The sequence below is a fragment of the Janthinobacterium sp. SUN137 genome, assembly GCF_030587265.1.
GTDB classification, from domain to species: domain Bacteria; phylum Pseudomonadota; class Gammaproteobacteria; order Burkholderiales; family Burkholderiaceae_D; genus Janthinobacterium; species Janthinobacterium kumbetense.
This window is the reverse complement of the sequence record NZ_JAPWHZ010000002.1, coordinates 105062-126296: the sequence shown is the minus strand read 5'-3', so window position 1 is coordinate 126296 and position 21235 is coordinate 105062. Positions and strand designations below refer to the sequence as shown.

20 protein-coding genes and 2 pseudogenes are annotated in these 21235 nt (G+C 63.7%); 11 read left to right on the top strand and 11 right to left on the bottom strand.

What is annotated here, in order from left to right; all coding sequences use genetic code 11:
• Positions 1-27 precede the first annotated feature (27 nt).
• Complete coding sequence (locus O3298_RS08605; protein WP_305059034.1) at positions 28-609, bottom strand: TetR/AcrR family transcriptional regulator; 582 nt, start codon at positions 607-609, stop codon at positions 28-30.
• 127 nt (positions 610-736) lie between these two features.
• On the opposite strand from O3298_RS08605, the gene O3298_RS08600 reads away from it, so the two are divergent.
• Both O3298_RS08600 and O3298_RS08595 read left to right on the top strand, forming a co-directional pair.
• Entirely contained in the window at positions 737-1726 is a 990-nt protein-coding gene (locus O3298_RS08600; protein ID WP_305059033.1) for an SDR family oxidoreductase, read from the top strand.
• A 155-nt stretch (positions 1727-1881) separates the two neighbouring features.
• The gene (locus O3298_RS08595) at positions 1882-4200 is read left to right on the top strand and encodes a PAS domain S-box protein (protein ID WP_305059032.1); all 2319 of its coding nucleotides are present in this window, start codon (positions 1882-1884) and stop codon (positions 4198-4200) included.
• Here the strand turns inward: O3298_RS08595 and ligD are convergent.
• A pseudogene (ligD, locus tag O3298_RS08590) lies at positions 4184-5092 on the bottom strand (non-homologous end-joining DNA ligase); the annotation flags it as partial. The gene O3298_RS08595 and the pseudogene ligD overlap by 17 nt on opposite strands.
• Before the next feature lie 293 nt (positions 5093-5385).
• On the opposite strand from ligD, the gene O3298_RS08585 reads away from it, so the two are divergent.
• From O3298_RS08585 to O3298_RS08560, 6 genes and pseudogenes are all read left to right on the top strand, one after another.
• On the top strand, positions 5386-5697 hold the full coding sequence (locus tag O3298_RS08585) for a hypothetical protein (protein WP_099667384.1): 312 nt from the start codon (positions 5386-5388) through the stop codon (positions 5695-5697).
• Positions 5698-5920: 223 nt separating this feature from the next.
• Positions 5921-6274 carry a hypothetical protein gene (locus O3298_RS08580; protein WP_305059031.1) on the top strand — a complete coding sequence of 118 codons (354 nt, stop codon included), beginning with the start codon at positions 5921-5923 and terminating at the stop codon, positions 6272-6274.
• Positions 6275-6315: 41 nt separating this feature from the next.
• Positions 6316-6648, top strand: coding sequence for a hypothetical protein (locus O3298_RS08575; protein ID WP_289904483.1), 333 nt, complete (start codon positions 6316-6318; stop codon positions 6646-6648).
• A pseudogene (locus O3298_RS08570) lies at positions 6602-7876 on the top strand (serine hydrolase domain-containing protein). Before O3298_RS08575 ends, O3298_RS08570 begins: the two are co-directional and overlap by 47 nt.
• Positions 7877-7991: 115 nt before the next feature.
• The gene (locus O3298_RS08565; protein WP_099667380.1) at positions 7992-8330 is read left to right on the top strand and encodes a hypothetical protein; all 339 of its coding nucleotides are present in this window, start codon (positions 7992-7994) and stop codon (positions 8328-8330) included.
• A gap of 55 nt (positions 8331-8385) precedes the next feature.
• On the top strand, positions 8386-8652 hold the full coding sequence (locus O3298_RS08560) for a hypothetical protein (protein WP_152257397.1): 267 nt from the start codon (positions 8386-8388) through the stop codon (positions 8650-8652).
• A gap of 55 nt (positions 8653-8707) precedes the next feature.
• Here the strand turns inward: O3298_RS08560 and O3298_RS08555 are convergent, their stop codons facing one another.
• The 6 genes from O3298_RS08555 to O3298_RS08530 form a co-directional block, all read right to left on the bottom strand.
• On the bottom strand, positions 8708-9184 hold the full coding sequence (locus O3298_RS08555) for a fasciclin domain-containing protein (RefSeq protein WP_257219082.1): 477 nt from the start codon (positions 9182-9184) through the stop codon (positions 8708-8710).
• A 265-nt stretch (positions 9185-9449) separates the two neighbouring features.
• A complete protein-coding gene (locus O3298_RS08550; RefSeq protein WP_305059856.1) occupies positions 9450-10877 on the bottom strand; it encodes an efflux transporter outer membrane subunit in 1428 nt (475 codons plus the stop codon).
• 44 nt (positions 10878-10921) lie between these two features.
• Positions 10922-14122, bottom strand: a complete 3201-nt coding sequence (locus tag O3298_RS08545; RefSeq protein WP_099667378.1) for an efflux RND transporter permease subunit — start codon at positions 14120-14122, stop codon at positions 10922-10924.
• Positions 14123-14124: 2 nt separating this feature from the next.
• Entirely contained in the window at positions 14125-15369 is a 1245-nt protein-coding gene (locus O3298_RS08540; RefSeq protein WP_289904479.1) for an efflux RND transporter periplasmic adaptor subunit, read from the bottom strand.
• 271 nt (positions 15370-15640) lie between these two features.
• The gene (locus tag O3298_RS08535) at positions 15641-16501 is read right to left on the bottom strand and encodes an alpha/beta hydrolase (protein ID WP_251348172.1); all 861 of its coding nucleotides are present in this window, start codon (positions 16499-16501) and stop codon (positions 15641-15643) included.
• Positions 16498-16668 (bottom strand): hypothetical protein, encoded by a 171-nt coding sequence (locus O3298_RS08530; RefSeq protein WP_171985059.1) that lies wholly within the window; start codon positions 16666-16668, stop codon positions 16498-16500. The genes O3298_RS08535 and O3298_RS08530 overlap by 4 nt, the downstream gene beginning before the upstream one ends.
• 190 nt (positions 16669-16858) lie before the next feature.
• Between O3298_RS08530 and O3298_RS08525 the strand changes: the two genes are divergently transcribed.
• Genes O3298_RS08525 through O3298_RS08515 form a run of 3 tightly spaced genes read left to right on the top strand, consistent with a single transcriptional unit; the run spans position 16859 to position 19247 of the window.
• Complete coding sequence (locus tag O3298_RS08525; protein ID WP_099667375.1) at positions 16859-17821, top strand: LysR family transcriptional regulator; 963 nt, start codon at positions 16859-16861, stop codon at positions 17819-17821.
• A complete protein-coding gene (locus O3298_RS08520; protein WP_305059030.1) occupies positions 17818-18795 on the top strand; it encodes a D-2-hydroxyacid dehydrogenase in 978 nt (325 codons plus the stop codon). Before O3298_RS08525 ends, O3298_RS08520 begins: the two co-directional genes overlap by 4 nt.
• The gene (locus O3298_RS08515; protein WP_305059029.1) at positions 18792-19247 is read left to right on the top strand and encodes a hypothetical protein; all 456 of its coding nucleotides are present in this window, start codon (positions 18792-18794) and stop codon (positions 19245-19247) included. Before O3298_RS08520 ends, O3298_RS08515 begins: the two co-directional genes overlap by 4 nt.
• A gap of 3 nt (positions 19248-19250) precedes the next feature.
• Here the strand turns inward: O3298_RS08515 and O3298_RS08510 are convergent, their stop codons facing one another.
• The 3 genes from O3298_RS08510 to O3298_RS08500 all read right to left on the bottom strand — a co-directional run bounded on the left by O3298_RS08510 (position 19251) and on the right by O3298_RS08500 (position 21201).
• Positions 19251-19763 (bottom strand): DUF1993 family protein, encoded by a 513-nt coding sequence (locus O3298_RS08510; RefSeq protein WP_305059028.1) that lies wholly within the window; start codon positions 19761-19763, stop codon positions 19251-19253.
• Positions 19760-20236: a hypothetical protein gene (locus O3298_RS08505; protein ID WP_099667372.1), complete on the bottom strand. Its 477-nt coding sequence runs from the start codon at positions 20234-20236 to the stop codon at positions 19760-19762. Before O3298_RS08505 ends, O3298_RS08510 begins: the two co-directional genes overlap by 4 nt.
• An 89-nt stretch (positions 20237-20325) precedes the next feature.
• Positions 20326-21201: a PHB depolymerase family esterase gene (locus O3298_RS08500; protein ID WP_305059027.1), complete on the bottom strand. Its 876-nt coding sequence runs from the start codon at positions 21199-21201 to the stop codon at positions 20326-20328.
• Between the last annotated feature and the right edge of the window lie 34 nt (positions 21202-21235).

Genomic DNA, 21235 nt, shown 5'->3' with positions numbered 1-21235 from the left:
CGAGGCCGGCTGACAGGGGGCACGGGATCAGTCTTGCAGCAATTGCGCCTTCACGGCGTCGAGGATTTCCGCCGACAGGGACTCGTCATCGACGGAACGGGCCAGCACCATGGCGCCCACCATGGCGGCAAACGTGGCGATGGCCTGCTGGCGTCGCCGCTCCTGCGTGCAATCCGGCGCGCCGTCGGGCAGCAAGCCCTGCAGCAAGGCGAACTGCTGCTGCGTGGCCTGGGTAAACGCGGGACGCGCGCCGGGCGACATGCGCGCCACGTCGACGCCCATGGCTGCCGCCGGGCAGCCGCCGCCGGGCTGGTCGCGGTGTTTCGGGGTGAGGTAGTTGTCGATAATCGCCGGCAGCGCCCGCTGCGGGTCGCTGGCGACCTTGGCCCGCCAACCTTCCAGCGACTTATTCAGCGCATGCTGGCACGCCTCGATCATCAAGTCTTCCTTGGACGCGAAATGGCCATAGAAGCCGCCATGCGTGAGGCCCGCATTCTTCATCAGGTCGGCCACGCCGATGCCGTCATAGCCCTTTTCGCGGAACAACCTTGCCGCCACCTCCACGATGCGCTCGCGGTTCAGCGCCGCCTGCTCCCTGCTCACTTTCATGCTGCCCTCCCACATTTATGTCAACCATCATATAACTTTGCGCCCGTTTGCGCCACTCTGTTAGCAAGCGCACCGTGCGATGCGGGTGCCGCGCCGATACTGGATAGTCGTTTCCAGGGAGGCCAGCATGAACGAGAACAAGGATCAGTCTGCCGGCAATTTGCAGCGCAGCATCCAGCAGGAGCAAGATCAGAAAGATAAACAGCCCGATGCCGCCAGGCAAGACAAACGCGACAGCAAATCCCCTGTGCAGACGGGGAGCCGCAGCCAGCCGGCGCCTCCCCTGCCCGCCCAGCACCTGGACAAGCCGGGCGTCGAAGGGCAGATGCAGCTGAAACCCCGTTTCCTGGCCCCCGACTACTGCGGCAGCGGCAAGCTGGCCGGCATGGTGGCCATCGTCACGGGCGGCGATTCGGGCATCGGCCGCGCCGTGGCCGTGCTGTATGCGCGCGAAGGGGCCGATGTCGCCATCATTTACCTGAACGAGCACGCGGACGCCCACGAAACGAAGCGCTACGTGGAAGCGGAAGGCCAGAGTTGCCTGTTGATTGCCGGCGACGTGCGCGACCAGGGCTTTTGCCAGCAAGCCGTCAGCCAGGTATTGGACAAGTTCAGCCATATCGACGTGCTGGTCAATAACGCCGCCTTCCAGGAACACGCCGAATCGCTGCTGGAGCTGAGCGAGGAACGCTTCGACCTCACCATGAAAACCAATGTCTACGGCTACTTTCACATGGCCAAGGCCGTGCTGCCCCACTTGCAGCGCGGTGCGTCCATCATCAATACGGGCTCCGTGACGGGCTTGCATGGCTCGAAGCACTTGCTCGACTATTCCACCACCAAGGGCGCCATCCACGCATTTACCATGGCGCTGGCCGGCAATTTGCTGGACAAGGGCATCCGCGTCAACGCCATCGCACCCGGCCCCGTGTGGACGCCGCTCAACCCGGCCGACAAGTCGCCCGAGGACATCCGGCAATTCGGCGCGGACACGGACATGCGCCGCCCGGCCCAGCCCGAGGAACTGTCGCCCGCCTACGTCTTCCTGGCCTCGCCCGCCTGCTCCAGCTACATCAGCGGCATCGTCCTGCCCGTCACCGGCAGCGCAGGGGATTGAGCGATGGCGCACGGGAACTTGCGCAAGACGGCCTGAACCATGCACCCGCTGCGGGCGCATCGCCAGGAAGATAAATGCATTGACTTTGAGCAGGCTTCTCGCTACGTTATGCACACAGCCTGCCACCCGGCAAGCCCTGTCATGCGTACGGAAAAATGGATGCCGAGTTAGATCAGCTTATCCTCAGCGGCGCCCCTGGCGGCGTTGTCATCACGAACGAAGACCATGTCGTCGTACGCTGGACGGCCGGGGCGCAGCGCATTTTCGGCTATGCCAGCGACGAAACGCTGGGCCGCACGCTGTGGGAACTGATCTCGCTGCCGGGACAGGACGAGGCAGGCCAGCTGATCGCCGAACAGCTGGCCCTGCACGGCAGCTACGACCGCGAATCGCTGCGGCGGCGCAAGGATGGCGAGCTCATCTACGTCGACGTGGCTTGCCAGGCCGCACAAGCCGCGCCGGACGGCCCCCGCTACCTGATTTCCACCATGAAGGACACGACCTTGCTGAAGGCGGCGCGCGACGCCCAGTTCGTCGACGTGCGCTACCGCGTGCTGTTCGAATCGACGCCGGACAGCGTCATCATGGTCAATGCGACGGGCGCCATCGTGCTGGCCAACCAGCAGGCGCAGCACCTGTTCGGCTACGAAGAAGGCGAATTGAGCGGCAGGCAAATCGATAGCCTGCTGCCGCAGCGCCTGCGCCATGCCCACGTGGGGCACCGCGCGCGCTATTTCGACCAGCCGCGCACGCGCACCATGGGCGCCGACCTGGAATTGCTGGGCTTGCGCAAGGACAACGTCGAATTCCCCGTGGAAATCAGCCTCTCGCCCATCCAGACGGAAATCGGCACCTTCGTCATCAGCGCCATCCGCGATGTCAGCGACCGCCGCCGGGCCGAGCAAAAGTTCCGCGGCTTGCTCGAATCGGCGCCGGACGCCATCGTCATCGTCAACGGCGATGGCGAGATCGTGCTCGTCAACTCGCAAACGGAACGCCTGTTCGGCTACTCGCGCGCGGAGTTGCTCGGGCGCAATGTGGAAGTGCTGATCCCGGCCCGCTACGCGACCGACCATCCGCGCCACCGCCAGGCCTTTTCCACGGCGCCGCGCGCCCGCTCCATGGGCGCGGGCCTGGAACTGTACGGCTTGCGCCGCGACGGCACCGAATTTCCCGTCGAAATCAGCCTGTCGCCGCTGGAAACGGAGGAAGGCATGCTGGTCTCGTCGGCCATCCGCGACATCACGGAACGCAAGCGCATCGAGCGCACGCTGAACGAACAGAAAATCGAGCTGGAACGGGCCAGCCAGGCGAAGGACCGCTTTCTCACCAGCATGTCGCATGAATTGCGCACGCCGCTGAACGCCATCCTCGGCTTCGCCCAGCTGCTGGCCAATGAAGCCCTGCCCGCGACCGCGCTGCAAAAGCGCACCTTCGTGCAAAACATCGTCACCTCGGGCCGCCACCTGCTCACCCTGATCAATGAAATCCTCGACCTGGCGAAGATCGAATCAGGCAGTCTGAGCCTGTCGATGGAAGCGGTGACGCTGCCCGCGCTGATCGAGGAAATGCGCGTGATGGTGGAAGAACAGGCGCAGCAGCGCCAGATTCACCTGGTGTTTCCAGCCTGCGAGGCGCTGACGCTCAGGGCCGACCATACGCGCCTCAAGCAAGTGCTGCTGAACCTGCTGTCAAACGCCATCAAGTACAACCGTCCGGCCGGCAAGGTGGAGCTGGAAGTCTCGCAGCCCGAGGCGCAACGCGTGCGCATCGCCATCCGCGACACGGGCAAGGGATTGGACGACGCGCAGATGGCCGAGCTGTTCCAGCCGTTTAACCGCCTGGGACAGGAGGCGGGCAGCGAGGAAGGCACGGGCATTGGCCTGGTCGTCACCAAGCGCCTGGTGGAGCTAATGGGCGGCAACATGGGCGTGCACAGCTGCCTCGGCGTGGGCAGCGTGTTCTGGATCGAACTCGATACGATGGCTGCGCCGCCCGCCGGGCAGGCGGAAACGGAATGCCTGCCCGTAGCCGCCGGCGATGCCGTCGACGCCGGGGACGATGCCGGCGGCCAGGCGCTGCTGCTGTACGTGGAAGACAATCCGGCCAGCCTGCGCCTGGTGGAAGACATCGTCAGCTTCCTGCCCCACCTGCGCTTGATCTCGGCCACCGACGCCCGCCAGGGCATCGCGCTGGCGCTGGAACGCCGCCCCGACGTGATCTTGATGGATATCAACCTGCCCGGCATGAATGGCAACCAGGCGCAGCGCATCCTGCGCAACGATACGCGCACGGCACACATCCCCGTCATCGCCTTGACGGCGAATGCCATGAAGGGCGATATCCGGCATGGCCTGGCCGCGGGCTTTTTCCGCTACCTGACCAAGCCCGTCGAGATCACCCTGCTCAACGCGGCCATCGAGGAAGCGCTGCAGCTGGCGCGCGCCGTCCTGCCGTTCAGGCAAGAGGACTGAAGGCCAGCTTTTTCATCGCCGCATCGAGGCCCTTCGCGCTGCGCGCATAGCCATTCCACGGCGCGTTGCCCAGGTCGAGGCGGCTGTGGACATTGCCCACGTTCCATTGATCGCCCGCTTTCAGCTGGTCGAGCTCCTCCCAGGCCAGCGGCACGGAAATGCCCAGCCCGGAACGCGTGCGGGCCGACCAGGCGCACACGGTGGTGGCACCCCGGCCATTGCGCAAATAATCGATGAAAATCTTGCCGACCCGGTTGGCGGGGCCGCTCTTGACGACAAACCGCGCCGGGATGTGCTGCGCCATGTGCGCCACGATGGCTTGCGAAAACGCCTTCACCGTCTCCCAGTCGTGTTGCGGGCGGATCGGCACGACCACGTGCAAGCCCTTGCCGCCGCTGGTTTTCAGGAACGCGGGCAAGCCCAGCTGCGTCAAAAAGGCCCGCAGCAGCACGGCCGCTTCCCGGATGGCGGGCCAGGCCACGCCCTTGCCCGGGTCCAGGTCGAACACCAGGCGGTTCGGCGTGTCGTAGGCGCTTGCCAGTGCATTTTGCGTGTGGAATTCCACCACATTCCACTGCGCCGCCGCCAGCAAGCCTTGCAGGCTGGCCACTGCCAGCATGGGCGGGTGTCCGGGGTCCAGCCGGGCATCGAGCTGTTTGACGCCGGGCATGGCCGACGACTCCGCATGTTTCTGGAAGAACAGCTCGCCGCCCACGCCGGCCGGCGCGCGCACGAGCGACACGGGCCGGCCGCGCAGGTGCACGAGCATCAGCTTGCCCACCAGCGCGTAGTAGCGCACCAGGTCGATCTTCCTGGCGCCGCTGTCCCTGTCGATCACCCGGTCCGCATGGCTGACCCTGAAACTGGCCGGCAAGGCGCCGTCCGGCGTGGATGTGTTCTGCATCGTCTTCTCCCTGTCGATCGGGCCGCCGCCGGTGACGAATTCCTGGCGCAGCCCGCATTTGAGCTTGACACCGTCCCCGGAACGGCGCGTGGCCTTGAGTCTAGGCCGCCGCGGCACCTGGCGCGGTACGCCAGCTAACAGAGCACCTGCCCCGGCAAATGTAAGTGTTTGTAATTAGATCAAATCGTTGTCAACGCGATTGCCGTGCGGCGCGTTTTTGGCTCAGTGACAGGGGAAATGCATCTCCTGAACTACAACCCCACTTCTCGAGGAACTGCACCATGAAAAAAGTAATCGCTACTCTGATCGCCGGCTTGTTCGCTACCGCAGCCTTTGCTCAAACGCCAGCCGTGCCTGCCAAGGCCGAAGCCAAGCACACCAAGGAAGTGGCAAAAGCGGAAGCCAAGGAAACCAAAGCCGTAGTCAAAGCCGATGCGAAAGAAGCAGTCGTCGCCGCCGATGCCAAGGCCGATGTCGCCAGCGCCAAGGCCGACGCAGCCGCCACCAAGGCAAAAGCCCATCACAAAGCGAAAAAAGCCAAAGCCAAGGCTGACGAAGCCAAGACTGAAGCGACCGCAGCAGCAGCCAAGTAAGTCCCTCCGCGCATTTTCAGCGCCACACAAAAAGACAGCTTCGGCTGTCTTTTTTGCATTTTCATGCCGCCTTCATCAATGAACGTCGCTTAAATCACCTGATTGTAAGAAAGTGTAAACAAGGTCAACCATAACCTTTCGGGGCGCGTTTTCTGCTCAGTGACACGGGAATCATCCCGGCACCAACAGACATACCAGACAAACCACCACAGAGGACTGCACCATGAAAAAAGCAATTGTTACCCTGATCGCCGGCCTGTTCGCTACCGCAGCCTTTGCCCAAACCCCTGCCGCCCCGGCAGCGTCGGTCCCCGCCAAAGTGGAAGCGGCGCACACCAAGGCTGTCGTCAAAGCCGACGCCAAGGAAGCGCAAGCCGTCGTGAAAGCGGATGCAAAAGAAGCGAAAGCCGTCGTCGCCGCGAAAACGGAAGTGGCCAGCGCAAAAACGGAAGCAACGTCCACCAAAGCCAAGGCGCACCACAAAGCCAAGAAAACCAAGGCCAAGGCCGACGCAAAACTGGCTTCGGCCACCGCTGCAGCGCCAGCATCTGTACCAGCGCCAGCAGCCGCCAAGTAATCATCGACACACCATCACTTACCACTTGCCAGGAAAATAAAATGAAAAAAGTTATCGCTACCCTCATCGCCGGCCTGTTCGCTACCGCAGCCTTCGCCCAAACCCCTGCCGCCCCGGCAGCGTCGGTTCCCGCCAAGGCGGAAGCGGCCCACACGAAAGCCGTCGCCAAGGCAGAAGCCAAGGAAACCAAGGCTGTCGTGAAAGCCGACGCCAAGGAAGCGGTCGTCGCAGCCGATGCGAAAGCCGATGTCGCCAGCGCCAAGGCCGACGCCAAAGCCACCAAGGCCAAGGCCCATCACAAGGCAGGCAAAGCCAAGGTAAAAGCGGATGCGGCAAAAGCGGACGCCGCAGTTGCTGCCACACCGGCAAAGTAAGCCGAATGTAGCCACGGGAGCGCATCCGCCGGGTCTGCGCTTGCGTGGCCACTTCGCGTACCAGGGACAGCTTCGGCTGTCCCTTTTGCATGGTGCTCGTCCGACGCGCCTTCACGCAAACTTCATCGAACAGGCCAGCATGCGCGCGACAAAACGGCGCAATTGGGCGACACTGGCAATCCGACCATCGCCACGAAAGCTGTCCATGCGCCGCCTGCCGTTTTCACTATTGAGTGCCCTCCTCCTGTCATGCCCTGTCCTGGCGCAGGACAGCGCCCCCGCCACCCTCGATCAAGTCCTGCAAGCCCAGGACGGCGACAGCCATGACGACTTGCGCGCCGTCGTCGTGCTGCGCGACGGGGCCATCGTCGCCGAGCGCTATTACAACGGCGAGACGGCCGACACCCTGCACGACATCCGCTCGGCCGGCAAGAGCATCACCGCGCTGCTGGTGGGTGCAGCCGTGGCGCGCGGCCAGCTGGCGACAACAAAAACGGTGGGCGGCTACTGGCCCGAAGTCGCTGCCAGCCCGGCGGGCAAGATCGTCCTCGACGACTTGCTGACCATGCGTTCGGGCCTGGCCGCCTTCGATGAAGACGAACACTCGCCCGGCAATGAAGACAAGCTCGATTAAGCGCCCGACCCCGCCGCCTTCGTGCGCGGCGTGCCGGCCGCAACAAAGCCGGGCAGCATCTACCGCTACAACTCGCTGGGTTCGTACATTGCCGGGCGCGTGGTGGAAAACGCCAGCGGCGCCGACCTGGAAGACTACGCCGCCAAGGCGCTGTTCGCGCCGCTGGGCATCACGCGCTGGAACTGGGGCCGCGACGTGGCACGCCACCCTAAAGGCCAGGGCAACCTGTCGCTGCGCGCGCGCGACACGGCAAAAATCGGCCAGATGGTGCTGGACGACGGCGTATTTGACGGCAAGAGGGTGATCGACGCCGCCTGGCTCAAGGCAGCGCTGGCGCCGCGCGTGGCCATCGGCGCCGTCGACCGCTATGCCGACAGCTACGGCTATTTCTGGTACGCGAAGACGCAGGACGTGGCCGGGAAAAAGATCGCCGTGCATTTCGCCTCGGGCAATGGCGGCAACAAGATCTACGTGATACCGGCGCGCCGCATGGTGGTGAGCATCGCATCGAGCGCCTACGGCAAGGGCTACGGGCAGCGCCGTTCGGAAGACATCCTGAAAGCCATTTTGGCCGCGGATGCCACGCAGATGTAAGCGATTGTAATGGCCGTCAACGCAAGCGTCCGGGGGCGCGTTTTATGCTCAGTGACACGGGAATCATCCCGGCACCAACAGACATACCAGACAAACCACCACTGAGGACTGCACCATGAAAAAAGTAATCGCTACCCTGATCGCCGGCCTGTTCGCAACCGCTGCCTTTGCTCAAACGCCAGCAGCCCCCGCAGCCTCGGTTCCCGCCAAAGTGGAAGCTGCCCACACCAAGGCCGTCGTCAAGGCTGACGCCAAGGAAGCGCAAGCCGTCGTGAAAGCGGACGCCAAGGAAGCGAAAGCTGTCGTCGCCGCCAAAACGGAAGTCGCCAGCGCAAAAACGGAAGCTGCCACCACCAAGGCCAAGGCGCATCACACTGCGAAAAAAACCAAGGCCAAGGCAGATGCCAAACTGGCGTCGGCCACCGCTGAAGCAGCGCCTGCAGCAAGCAAGTAATCCCGTCCATCAGCACCCGATTTTCATTCGCACCATTACCTTATAGGATTTCATCATGAAAAAAGTTATCGCCACCCTGATCGCCAGCCTGTTCGCCACCGCCGCTTTCGCCCAGACGCCAGCCGCACCTGCAGCACCGGCCGCTCCAGCAGCTTCCGCCGCCGCCGTCGCACCGGCAGCCAAGGCTGAAGCGCCAGCCGCCGTCAAACCGGCCGCGCACAAGAAAGCCAAGCATCACAAGGCGAAAAAAGCAGCACCGGCAACGCCAGCAGCTCCGGCCGCAGCGGCAGCTTCCGCACCAGCAGCAGCGCCAGCCAAGTAATCGGTGCCATGCAGGCAAAAAAGACAGGGTTTTCCCTGTCTTTTTTTTCGTCCGTTTATTTTGGCATCAGCACCGTGTCAATGACATTGATCACGCCATTCGATTGATACACATCATAGGTGCTGATGTTGGCGCTGTTACCGCCCTCGTCCATCACGACGATGTTGTGCATGCCGTTCATGGCGAACATCAGCTTGCCCCCGCTGGCCGTGGGCAGGGTCGCCTTACCGTCATGCATCTTGATCTCCTTCGCCAGCGCCTTGAAGTCGTATTTGCCCGGTACCACGTGGTAGGTGAGGATTTTCGTCAGGGTCGCCTTGTTTTCCGGTTTCACCAGGGTGTCGACGGTGCCTGCCGGCAGCTTGCCAAACGCCGCATTCGTCGGCGCGAACACGGTGAACGGGCCCTTGCCTTTCAAGGTATCGACCAGGCCGGCCGCCTTGACGGCAGCGACCAGGGTCGTGTGGTCGGCCGAATTGACGGCGTTGTCGACGATGTCCTTGCTCGGGTACATGCTCTGGCCGCCCACCATGGTCGTCATGTCGGCGGCAAACGGGGCGCTGGCGGCCAGCAGGGAAGTAAAGGCGGTGACAAACAGTGCTGCGGGAATAAAGGTGCGCATGATGGTATCTCCTGGATGACTGCATTTGCGTGATTGCAGGAGTACTTACGCGGCCTTGCCGCAAACGGATTCAACTCGCTGAAAACAAAAAAACGGCGCCGTGCAAGCGCACGACGCCGTTTTGACGATGTTTTCCTTGCCGCGGGCCGGGCATGCCAACCCGCGGTGCCGGAAATCAGTTAGCCGCCACCTGCGGCTCCGTCTCGCCCCAGCCGCCGCCCAGGGCGCGGATCAGCGCCACCGTGGTGACGGCGCGGTTGCCGCGCAATTGCACGGCATTGCGCTCGATGGCCGCCAGGTTGCGCTGCGCGTCCAGCAGATCGAGGTAGCTGGAACGGCCCGCGTCATACAGCTTTTGCGCCAGGTCGGCCGAGCGGCGCGCCGAGACGACGGCTTCATCGATCTGCTGCGTCTGGCCCGACAGGATGCGCAGGCCGGCCAGGTTGTCTTCCACCTCGGCGAACGCCACCAGCACGCTCTGGCGATACGTCGCCACCGACTCTTCCAGCTGCGCTTCGCTGCGGCTCACGGCAGCCTTGTTGCGGCCACCGTCGATGATCGGCATCGACATCAGGGCGCCCAGCAGCCAGGAGCGGCTGCTCCACTTGAAGATGTCCGAGAAGGTATCGGACGCACCGCCACCGGAAGCGTTCAAGGTCAACGCGGGGAACATGGCCGATTTCGCCACGCCGATGCGCGCATTCGACGCTTCCATGGTGCGCTGCGCCGACGCGATGTCCGGACGGCGTTCCAGCAGGGACGACGGCATGCCGGCCGGGATCACGGGCAGGAAGCCGCTGTCCTGCAGCGGGTTGACGGTCGCCGTGAAGCTGGCGGCCGGTTTACCCAGCAGGACGGCCAGCGCATGTTCGCTGGTCGCGCGCTGGCGCTGCAGGCCGATGGCTTCGGCGCGCGTGGTCGACAGCTCCGTGCGGGCACGGGACAAATCGAATTCGCCGATGTCGCCCAGGTCATAGCGGCGCTGGTTCACATGCACGCTTTCCTCGCGCAGGCGCACCGTCTGGGCCAGTGTCGCCAGTTCCGCATCCGTGGCGCGCAGCTGGAAGTAGGTTTGCGCCACGTCGGCCTGCAAGGACAGCAGCACCGAGCGGTAAGTCGCTTCCACGGCCAGCGCATCGCTGCGCGAGGCGCTGACATTCGATGCCACCCGGCCGAACAGGTCGACTTCGTAGCTGGCCGTCAGATTCGCCTGGTAGACATTCGTGGCCGCCACCGGCGCGCCGTTCGGCAAGCCGAGCGACACGGCGGAGGCGCGGTTGCGCTGGCCGCCCACGTTCACGCCCACTTGCGGGATGCGGTCCGCTTCGGCGATGCCGGCAATCGCCCTCGCCTGCTTGACGCGGGCGGCGGCGACGGCCAGGTTGGCATTGGCCTGCGTGGCTTCGTTGATCAGGCTTGTGAGGGCCGGATCATTGAAGGCCAGCCACCATTCGCCGCGCGCCTGGCGCTCGGCCGGCACGCCCTGCTTCCAGCGCGTGCCGTCGGCCGCCGTCTGCACTTCCTTGAACGCCGTCGGCGTCTCGATCTGCGGCTGCTTGAACTCCGGCGCCGCGCAGGCGGCCAGCAGCACGGCTGCGGCCATGGCGGTCAGCACAGGCTTGACGCGCCAGATGATTTCCTTGGTTTTCAATATATATCTCCTTCCAGGTTCAATGCTGGCGCGGCGGCAGGCTTGGCGGCAGCATCGGCTGGTTTTTTCTCAAAACGCTGCGCCAGGGTGCGCAGCAGTACATAGAACACGGGCGTCAGGAACAGTCCGAAGAAGGTCACGCCCAGCATGCCGGCGAAGACCGCCACGCCCATCGCATGGCGCATTTCCGAACCGGCGCCGTGCGAGAACACGAGGGGCACCACGCCCATGATGAAGGCGATCGACGTCATCAGGATCGGACGCAGACGCAGGCGGCACGCTTCCAGCGCCGCTTGCACGACGGTGCGGCCATGCTCTTCCAGTTCGCGGGCAAATTCCACGATCAGAATCGCATTCTTCGACGCCAGCCCCACCAGCACGAACAGCGCGATCTGAGTAAACACGTTGTTGTCGCCACCCGTCAATTTGACGCCCAGCAAGGCGCACAGGATGGACATCGGCACGATCAAAATCACGGCCAGCGGCAGGGTCCAGCTTTCATACTGGGCGGCGAGCACGAGGAACACCAGCAGCACGCACAGCGGGAAGACGTAGATCATTGTATTGCCGGACAAGATGTCCTGGTAGGTCAGCTCCGTCCACTCATACGAAATCCCCTGCGGCAGCACTTCCTTGGCGATGCGTTCCAGCGCGGCTTGCGCCTGGCCGCTCGACACGCCAGGGGCGGCGCCGCCGTTGAAATCGGCTGCGGCATACGCGTTGTAGCGCTGTACGCGGTCCGGACCATAGCTATCCTTGACGCGCATCAACGACGACAGCGGGATCATTTCGCCTTTGTCATTACGCACTTTCAGCTGCGCGATATCCTGGGCATGCGAACGGAACGCGGCATCGGCTTGCACGCGCACCTGGTAGGTGCGGCCAAACTGGTTGAAGTCGTTCACGTACAGCGAACCGAGGTTGATCTGCAAGGTCTGGTAAATCGTTTGCAGCTGCACGCCCATCTGCTTGGCTTTCACGCGGTCGACGTCGGCGAACAGCTGCGGCACGTTGATCTGGTAGCCCGAGAACACGCCCGCCAGTTCCGGCGTCTGGTACGCTTTCGCGGCCAGCGACTGGGTGGCGTTGTACAGCGCGTCGTAACCGAGGTTGCCGCGGTCTTCGATCATCATCTTGAAGCCGCCGATGGTGCCCAGGCCGTTGACGGGCGGCGGCGGGAAGACCATGATGAAGGCGTCCTGGATGCCGCCCAGGCGCTTGTTGATCTCGGCCGCGATGGCGCCGCCCGACAATTCCTTGCTGCTGCGCTCATCGAACGGTTTCAGGGTGGCGAACACGATACCGGCGTTCGGCGCATTGGTAAAGTCGTTGATCGACAGGCCGGGGAAGGCGATGGTCGATTCGACGCCAGGCACCGACTTGATGACGTCGGACATGCGGCGCACGACATCTTCCGTGCGGTCCAGCGAAGCGGCGTCAGGCAATTGCGCAAAGCCCACCAGGTATTGCTTGTCCTGCGCCGGCACGAAGCCGGCCGGCACGGACTTGAAGGTGAAGATGGCGGCAACGACCAGCAGCGCATACACACCCAGCGACGCGCTCTTGCGGCCCAACACGCCCTTCACGCCCGCTTCATAGCGGTGCGAAGCGCGGCCGAAGAAGCGGTTGAACCAGGCGAAGAAGCGGCCGAAGACCATGTCCATGCCGCGCGTCAGCGCGTCTTTCGGCGCATCGTGCGGTTTCAGCAGCGCGGCCGACAGGGCTGGCGCCAGGGTCAGCGAGCTGAAAGCGGAAATCACGGTCGAAATGGCGATCGTCAGCGCGAACTGGCGGTAAAACTCGCCGGACAAGCCTGGCACGAAGGCGATCGGCACGAACACGGCGCACAGCACCAGGGCGATGGCGACGATAGGACCGCTCACCTCTTTCATGGCCTGGATGGTGGCGTCGCGCGGCGACAAGCCTTCCTCGATATTGCGCTCGACGTTTTCCACCACCACGATGGCGTCATCGACGACGATACCGATGGCCAGCACGAGGCCGAACAGCGACAGCGTGTTGATCGAGAAGCCAAAGCCCAGCATCACGGCAAAGGTACCGACAATCGACACGGGAACGGCCAGCAGCGGAATGATCGAGGCGCGCCAGGTTTGCAGGAAGATGATCACCACCAGCACCACCAGGGCGATGGCTTCCAGCAAGGTATGGATCACGGCTTCGATGGACGAGCGCACGAACTGCGTGGGGTCGTACTCGATGCGGTATTCCACGCCTTGCGGGAAGTCTTTCTTCAGTTCGTCCATCTTGGCGCGCACGTCGGACGACAATTGCAGCGCGTTGGCGTTCGGCGCTTCGAAAATACCCATGCCGACGGCAGGATTATTGTTCAGCAGCGAACGCAGCGAGTAGCTGTTGGCGCCCATTTCCACGCGCGCCACGTCCTTCAGGTGCGTGACGGCGCCGTCGGCATTCGTGCGCACGATGATGGCGCCGAATTCCTCGGGCGTCTGCAGACGGCCCTGGGTATTGACGGTCAGCTGGAAGTCCGAGTTTTTCGCCGGCGAAGCGCCGATGACACCGGCAGCCACCTGCACGTTCTGCTCGCGGATGGCGTCGACGACGTCATTGGCCGTCATGCCGCGCGCCGCTACCTTTTGCGGGTCGAGCCAGATGCGCATGGCATAGTCGCCGGCGCCGAAGATCTGGATGTCGCCCATACCGGGCAGACGTGCCAGTTGGTCCTTGACGTTCAGCACCGCGTAGTTACGCAGATACATGTCGTCATAGCGCTTGTTCGGCGAGACCAGGTGCACCACCATGGTCAGATTCGGCGACGATTTGACGGTCGTCACGCCGATCTGGCGCACTTCCTCGGGCAGGCGCGGCAAGGCGCGCTGCACGCGGTTCTGCACCTGCGTCTCGGCCTGCTCGACGTTGGTGCCGATCTTGAAGGTCACGGTCAGCATCATCGCGCCATCGGACGTGTTTTGCGAGGACATGTAGAGCATGTTCTCGACGCCGTTGATCTGCTCTTCGAGCGGCGCGGCCACGGTTTCGGCGATCACTTTCGGGTTGGCGCCCGGGTATTGCGCGCGCACCACCACGGATGGCGGCACGACGTCGGGATATTCGGAGATGGGCAGGCCGAAAATCGACAGCAGCCCGGCCACGAATATGACAATCGACAGCACCGCCGCGAAAATCGGCTTGTCGATGAAAAAGCGGGAAAAATTCATGTTTATTCCTTGGAAGTCGATGCTGCTTTCGCGGCGATCTTGGCGTCTTTTACTTCAGGTTTTGCGGGAGCGACAGGCGCGGTCGGGTCGAAATCCATGGCCACCATCTGCGGCGTCACGGGTGCGCCTGGACGCACGCGCTGCAAGCCGTTGACGACGATCTTTTCGCCCGCCTTCAGGCCTTCGCGCACCACGCGCAAGCCGTCCGAATTCGGGCCCAGCTTGACGGCGCGGTATTCGGCCTTGTTGTCGGCGCCCACCACGTACACATATTTGCGGCTTTGATCCGTGCCGACGGCGCGGTCGCTGATCAACAGCGCCGTGCTTTGCGCCTGCGGGCCGTTGCCGCCGTCGAGCTGGATGCGCGCGAACAGGCCCGGCACCAGCTGGCGCTCGGCGTTGGCGAAGGTGGCGCGCATGCGCACGCTGCCCGTGGCCGGGTCGAGCTGGTTGTCGACGAATTCCAGCTTGCCTTCATGCGGGAAGCCCGTTTCGTTGGCCAGGCCCACCTTGACGGTGACGGGCGTGCCCTTTTGCGCCGTGCCGGCCACGCGCAGATACGTATCTTCATCGCCGTCGAAGCTGGCGTAGATGCGGTCCGTCGACACCACGGAAGTGAGGATGGCGGAAGCGTCGATCAGGTTGCCGACGGTGATTTCCGCCTTGCTGACGCGGCCGCTGATCGGAGCCTGCACCTGCGTGTACGACAGGTTCAGCCTGGCCGCTTCATATGCGGCTTGCGCCGAGCGGGCATTCGCGTCCAGCTCTTTCAAGCCCGATGCCTTTTCATCGAATTCGCGCTGGGCGATGGCTTTTTCGGCCAGCAGCTTTTCAGCACGCGACAGTTCCAGCTTGGCCAGTTCCGCCTTGGCGCGGGCGGAGGCGGCCGTGCCTTCGGCGCGCGACACTTCGGCCTGGAATGGGCGCGGGTCGATGACGAACAGCACGTCGCCTTTTTTGACTTCGCTGCCCGGCTTGAAGTTGACGGCCGTGATGAAGCCGCCGACCCGCGAGCGGATTTCCACGCGCTCGATCGCTTCCAGGCGGCCCGAGAATTCCTGCGTTTCCGTGATCTGTTTTTCCACCACGGCGGCGGCCGAGATGGGCGGGCCGCCGGCCGCTGGCGCGTCGGGCACCTTGCTATTGGCCGAATCGCAGCCGGCCAGGCTCACGGCCACCAGACCTGCCAGCGCGAGCGAGGCAGCCAGGGGCTTCAGCAGAGTGGAAAATTGTTGAACGTTTTTCATTTTATTTCCCTGTTTTATGAAAATTTCTAATGGTATGGGCGGCAGGAAGCAACCCAACTGAAAAAGTGAATGGTGGTGCCATGGCGCCCGACGGCGCTCGATCAAAGGTAAACAGGCCGCCAGCTGCTTAAAAGCGGACGGGGACGACGAAGCTGGCTGTGCGAACGCACAACTCAGGCAGGAAGGGAACTACACTGCGTAGTGTAGCAACCAAAACTCAAAAAGTAAACTGATTAGTGTAAGTTTTTTTGCGGTGCCGCGGATGGCGGCGTCATGACTCGGGCTCCTGCCCCAGTCCGGCGACGAAACTGCTAATTTCGCTCAATACCTGTACCTTGCACGCGCACTCATTGCGGGCGGTGGCGTCTTGCAGTGGCGCGGCGGCCATGCGCCGCACGGTCGTCTTGATGCCGCAGGCGATCAATTTGCTGCCGTATTGTTCAGCCTCGTCGCGCAATGGGTCGTCTTCGCTGGACAAGATCAAGGCTGGCGGCAGGTTCTTCAGGCGGCTCGACTGCAATGGCGACGCGTACGGGTGGGTACGGTCAGCGGCATTCGGCAGGTAGCCGCGGTAGGCGGCGGCGCACTGGTCCGCCACTTCCGCCAGGTCGGGACAGGTCGGCAAGGAGCGCATCGAGCAGGTCGACAGGCCGGGGTCGAGCATGGGCATGATCAGCACCTGGCCCGCGAGGGGCGGTCCGCCCCGGTCGCGCGACATCATCGCGCATACGGCGGCCAGGTTGGCGCCCGCCTCGATGCCCGACACCACCATCTGCTTGCCCGTCCAGCCCAGCTTGGACTTGTTCTTTTTTGCCCACAGCAGCACGGCATGCGCGTCTTCCACGGCGGCGGGAAATGGCCGCACGCGGGCCAAGGTGTAGTTCGCGGCCAGCACCACGTGGTCGGGATTGCTCAGCACGAGGCAGCGCAGGAAGTCGTCCGCGTCGTCCAGGTCGCCGTCGACAAAGCCGCCGCCATGGAAGAAAACCATCAGGTTCGGCTGCTTGGCGCCCGGCACGCCGGCCGTGTAGACCCGCGCGCCGAGCGCATCCTGCGCGCCCTGCACCTGGATGTCGCGTATCTTCAGAGCCTGGCCAGGCGCCAGTTCGGCCGCGGTGTCGGCAAAGCTCATTGCGCCACCACCGGCGGCACCGCAGCATCGAGCACCGTGTCGTTCAGGCACAACAGGGCGACGCCGCCCACTTCATGGGTCAGGGCGCTATAACCGCTGGCTTCGCTTTGCGCCGCCATCGAGTATGCATCCGTCGATACCATCGCGGCCAGAGCGAGCGAGCTCATAGCGAGAGCAAGCACTGCAAAGATTCCATTCCGATGACCCATGATTTTTCTCCTGTGAACTTCCTGCGGCAATCACATTTATGCTGCAGTACAACAACTATAGACTTGATCTACAATCTGATAAAGAGTGCAATGACGAATTGATTGTTCAGGATTATGAATAATCAAGCATAAAGTGATAAGGAATCAAGTGAACAAGCTGCAAGCCATGGAAGTTTTCATCCAAGTCGTCGATGCGGGCGGCTTTACGCGCGCGGCGGAAAACATGCAGCTGCCGAAAGCCACCGTCTCGACCCTGATCCAGTCGCTGGAAGCGAGCCTGTCGGTTAAGTTGCTCAACCGCACCACGCGCCACGTCAGCATCACATCCGATGGCGCCGCCTATTACGAGCGCTGCGTGCGCATCCTGTCGGACGTGCGCGAGGCGGAGGAATCGCTGTCGCGCACGCGGCTGAGCCCTAGCGGGCGGCTGCGCGTGGATGCGCCCACGGCCCTGGCCAGCGAACTGATCATCCCCGCCCTGCCCGACTTCTTTGCCCGCTACCCGGACATCTCGCTGGAACTGGGCTGCAGCGACCGCCCCGTCGACCTGATCGAGGAAGGCGTCGATTGCGCCGTGCGCGGCGGCGAATTGGGCGACCTGAACCTGATCGCGCGCCGGGTCGGCGTGCTGCACTTCATGACGTGCGCCTCGCCCGGCTACCTGGCACAGCACGGCACGCCGCTGCATCCGGACGACCTGGCGCAGCACCGGGGCGTGAATTTTTTCTCCGCCAAGACCGGTAAAACCTTCGATTGGGATTTCACGCGCGCCGGCGACCGCATCCAGATCGCCATGCCCAGCCATATCGCCCTGAACGACTCGAATGCCTACACGGCCGCCGGACTGGCGGGCCTGGGCATCGTGCAAATGACGCATTTCATGCTTGCGCCCCTGATAGAACAAGGCAAAATGGTGGAATTGCTCAGCGAATGGGAATCCGACCCGCTGCCCATCCACGTGATCTATCCGCCCAACCGCCATCTGTCGGCCAAGGTGCGCGTGTTTGTCGAATGGGTCGCCGACATGTTTACCAACCACCCGGCCACGCAACTGAAAGGCAAGAGCAGCCTTCCCAGCGCGCGCGCCACCCAGACCGAGGCCCAGCCATGACCGCAGCAAGCACATCGCCGCACCCGCACCGCATCGTCTTTCTCGACCGCGACAACCTGATCGCCACCGTGCGCCCGCCCGCCTTCGCCCACAGCTGGGAAGAACATGCGCACACCAGGGGCAGCGAACAGACGGTGGCTCGCCTGCAAGGCGCCACCATTGCCATCACGAACAAGGTGCCGCTGCGCGCGGCCGAGCTGGCGCAATTGCCGGACCTGCAAATGATCGCCGTGGCCGCCACGGGCACGGATATCCTCGACCTGGCCGCCTGCCGCGAGCGGGGCATCGTCGTGTCGAATATCCGCGACTATGCGCGCGCCACCGTGCCAGAACACACGCTGGCCCTGATGCTGGCCCTGCGCCGCCAGCTGGTCGCCTACCGTGCGGACGTGGAAGCGGGCCTGTGGCAGGCGTCCGACCGCTTCTGCCTGTTCGGCCACCCGATCCGCGACCTGGCCGGCAGCCGCCTGGGTTTGCTGGGCTATGGTGCGCTGGGCAAGTCCGTGGCCCAGCTGGGCCGCGCCTTCGGCATGCAGGTGATCGTGCACAACCGTTCGCCCATCAATGAAGATGGCGTGAAGGAAGTGGGCTTCGACGAATTGCTGGCCAGTTCCGACGTGCTGAGCCTGCACCTGCCGCTGACGGACAAGACACGCAACATCATCGGAGCAAAGGAACTGGCGCGCATGCAGCCGACCTCGCTATTGATCAATACGGCGCGGGGCGGCCTCGTCGATGAAGCGGCGCTGGCGGAGGCCTTGAAAAACGGCGTGATCGCCGGCGCCGGTTTCGACGTGCTATCGAAGGAGCCGCCTCCGCCCGACAACCCGCTGCTCAATTTGCGCCTGCCCAACTTCATCCTCACGCCGCACACGGCCTGGGCCAGCGGCGAAGCCATGCAAAAGCTGGCCGACATTTTGATCGGCAACGTGGAAGCGTTCGAACGGGGTACACCGACGAACGTGGTGGCATGAGCCTGTTAAACGAGTTGGATGAACTGCTGTGCAGCGACGACGATGAATACGACCGCCTCGACCTGTTTCTCGAGGCGGACGAGCTGATCGGGCAACTGCAGTCCGCCGACGTGCCTGCGCTGCTGGCCCTGTGGCAGACGCGCAGCCCGTGCTGGCAGCAGCGTTTCACGCAAGCAAGCAGCAACATCGACGGCGCCGTCCTGCGCGCCCTGCTGGCCGGTTTGCTGAAAATCAAGGAGGCCACCCACGGCGTGCTTGAATTGATGTCGCGCCTGCCGCCCGTCGCCGACAACTCCGCCCTCAGCGACGCCCTGCTCGCCTACGCCGAGCAAGCCTGGCATGCGGACCCGGCACGGCGGCGGCAAATCCAAATCAGTTGCTGGAGCTGCGGGCTGTCGGGCCGGCTGTTGAAGCGGCTGGGGCTGGCGTCGTGGAAAGACGCGGGCTTATAGGAACTACGGCGCGGCAGGCCGCTCGAAGGAAAACCCCGGCGCATACGCGTGATAGCCATCGAAATCGCCCTTGCCGATGGCCGCGCCGGCGCTGCGCGCAATCGCATACGCCATGCTGAAGTGAAAATAGAAATTCGGCAGTATGTACAGGTGCAAGAATTCATCGGCCGGCAGCGCGATGTCGGTGAAGCCGGCGCGGTCGCGGCAGATGCGGTCTGGCGGCCCGTCAAAACGCTCCACGGGAATGTCCTTGAGGTAGCGCATGGTGTGTGCGATCTGTTCCTGCAGGCTGGCGGCGGCGCTGAAATCGGCCACGACCAGCCCCGCCAGCGGACAGCAGCCGCGCAGGGAAAAGCTCACGGCCGCGCGCACTTGCTGGGCAAATGGCAGCATGTCCGGGTGCAGGCGCGCCGCCAGCATGTGCGGCGCGGTGCCGGTCTTGTCCAGCATGGCGGAAAGCTGCGCCAGGGAACGGCAAAAGATGGCGGCCGGGTGGATGGGCATCACGCCTGTCATGCCGAGCCTCCTGCCGCCGCATCGTGCGCCACGGCCTGCTTCAGCACGCGGATCAGGCGGCGTTCATGGCGGCCCACGGCGGCCCAGTCCCAGGCATCGGTCTGGCCAAAGTCCGGGTAAAGGGGCTGCCATTTTTCCGCGCGCTTTTGCGAATTGGCGCTCACATGCGAGGCCAGTCCCTTGCCGCTGGACAGGCGCAGGTAGACGCGGATGACGCCCCAGCCTTCGCACACGTAACGGTAGGTGAGGCCGCCGCACTTGGCCGGGTCGAGGGCGATACGGCGCGGGGCAAAGTGCCCGGCCATGTCCGGGTAATGCACGGCCAGGAGCACCTCGCCGGCCCCTTCGGCCTCCAGCCTGGCCGCATACGCGCACAGCTCGGCAGGCGAGTGGAAATACAGCGTTTCCCGTTCCATCTGCGAATACGCCTGCGCCACGGCCGCGCCGGGCTTGGCAAAGATTGCCGCGGCCATGGCCGCGATGCCTGCTGTTGATAATGCCACTGTGCCTGCCTTTCCCGTTGCTTGATGGTTACGCCATGCGCCGCCATCCTAGCATGGCGTCAACGGCGATGGCGGCTGAAAAACTCCCACATCACCTCATTCGCATCGATGGCGCGCGTGGTCTTGCCGATGGGCAGGCCGACGTTGAAGGCATCGGAGCCCGGCCACGTGTGGCCGCCCTCCTTGACGGTGATCAAGGCCACGCTGACGCCAGCGGCGCCCTGCTCCAGCCAGCTCACTTGCGTGGCGTCGCCCGCGGGGCCAGGAAGCAGGCGCGGCTGCGGCCTGGCGCCTTCGATGCCGTTGTGCTGGCGCCAGTAATCGAACGTATCCTCGGCCGACAGATAGCTGGCGGCCTTGCCCTCGAGCAGCACGACCTTGTCGGCCGTGCCCTGTATCAGCAGCATGCCGACCTTGTCCGCCTTCCGGTGATGCTGCCGTACCGGTTCCGGCATGGGCGCCCCCACCGAGGCGACGGCGGCGAACTGTTGCGGGAGCTCGGCCGCCAGGCGCAGGGCAAAGAAACCGCCGCGCGACAATCCCGTGGCATACACGCGCTGCTCATCGATGCGGTAATCCTGTTTGAGTTTGCTCAACATCGCTTGCGTAAAGCCGACGTCGTCCGTGCCCGCCAGGTAATCCATGCCGAAGCCCACGTTCCAATCCTGCTTGATACCTTGTGGATACACAACGATGAACTGGTGCCGCTCGGCCGTCTTGTTCATCTGCGTGTACAGCATTTGTTCCGCCATGCTCATGCCGCCGCCATGGAAATTGAAGACGACGGGAAAGGTCTTTTGAGGCTGGCTTTGATACGCAGCCGGCGTGTAGACGATATAGCGGCGTTTTTCATCCTTGAGCTGGAGCGATTGCACCTGGGCCAGCACGGGCATGGACAGGCAGGACAGGATGAACAGGATGATGGCGATTTTCATGGGCTTCCCTTCAAGTAAAAGAGCAGCCAGCATA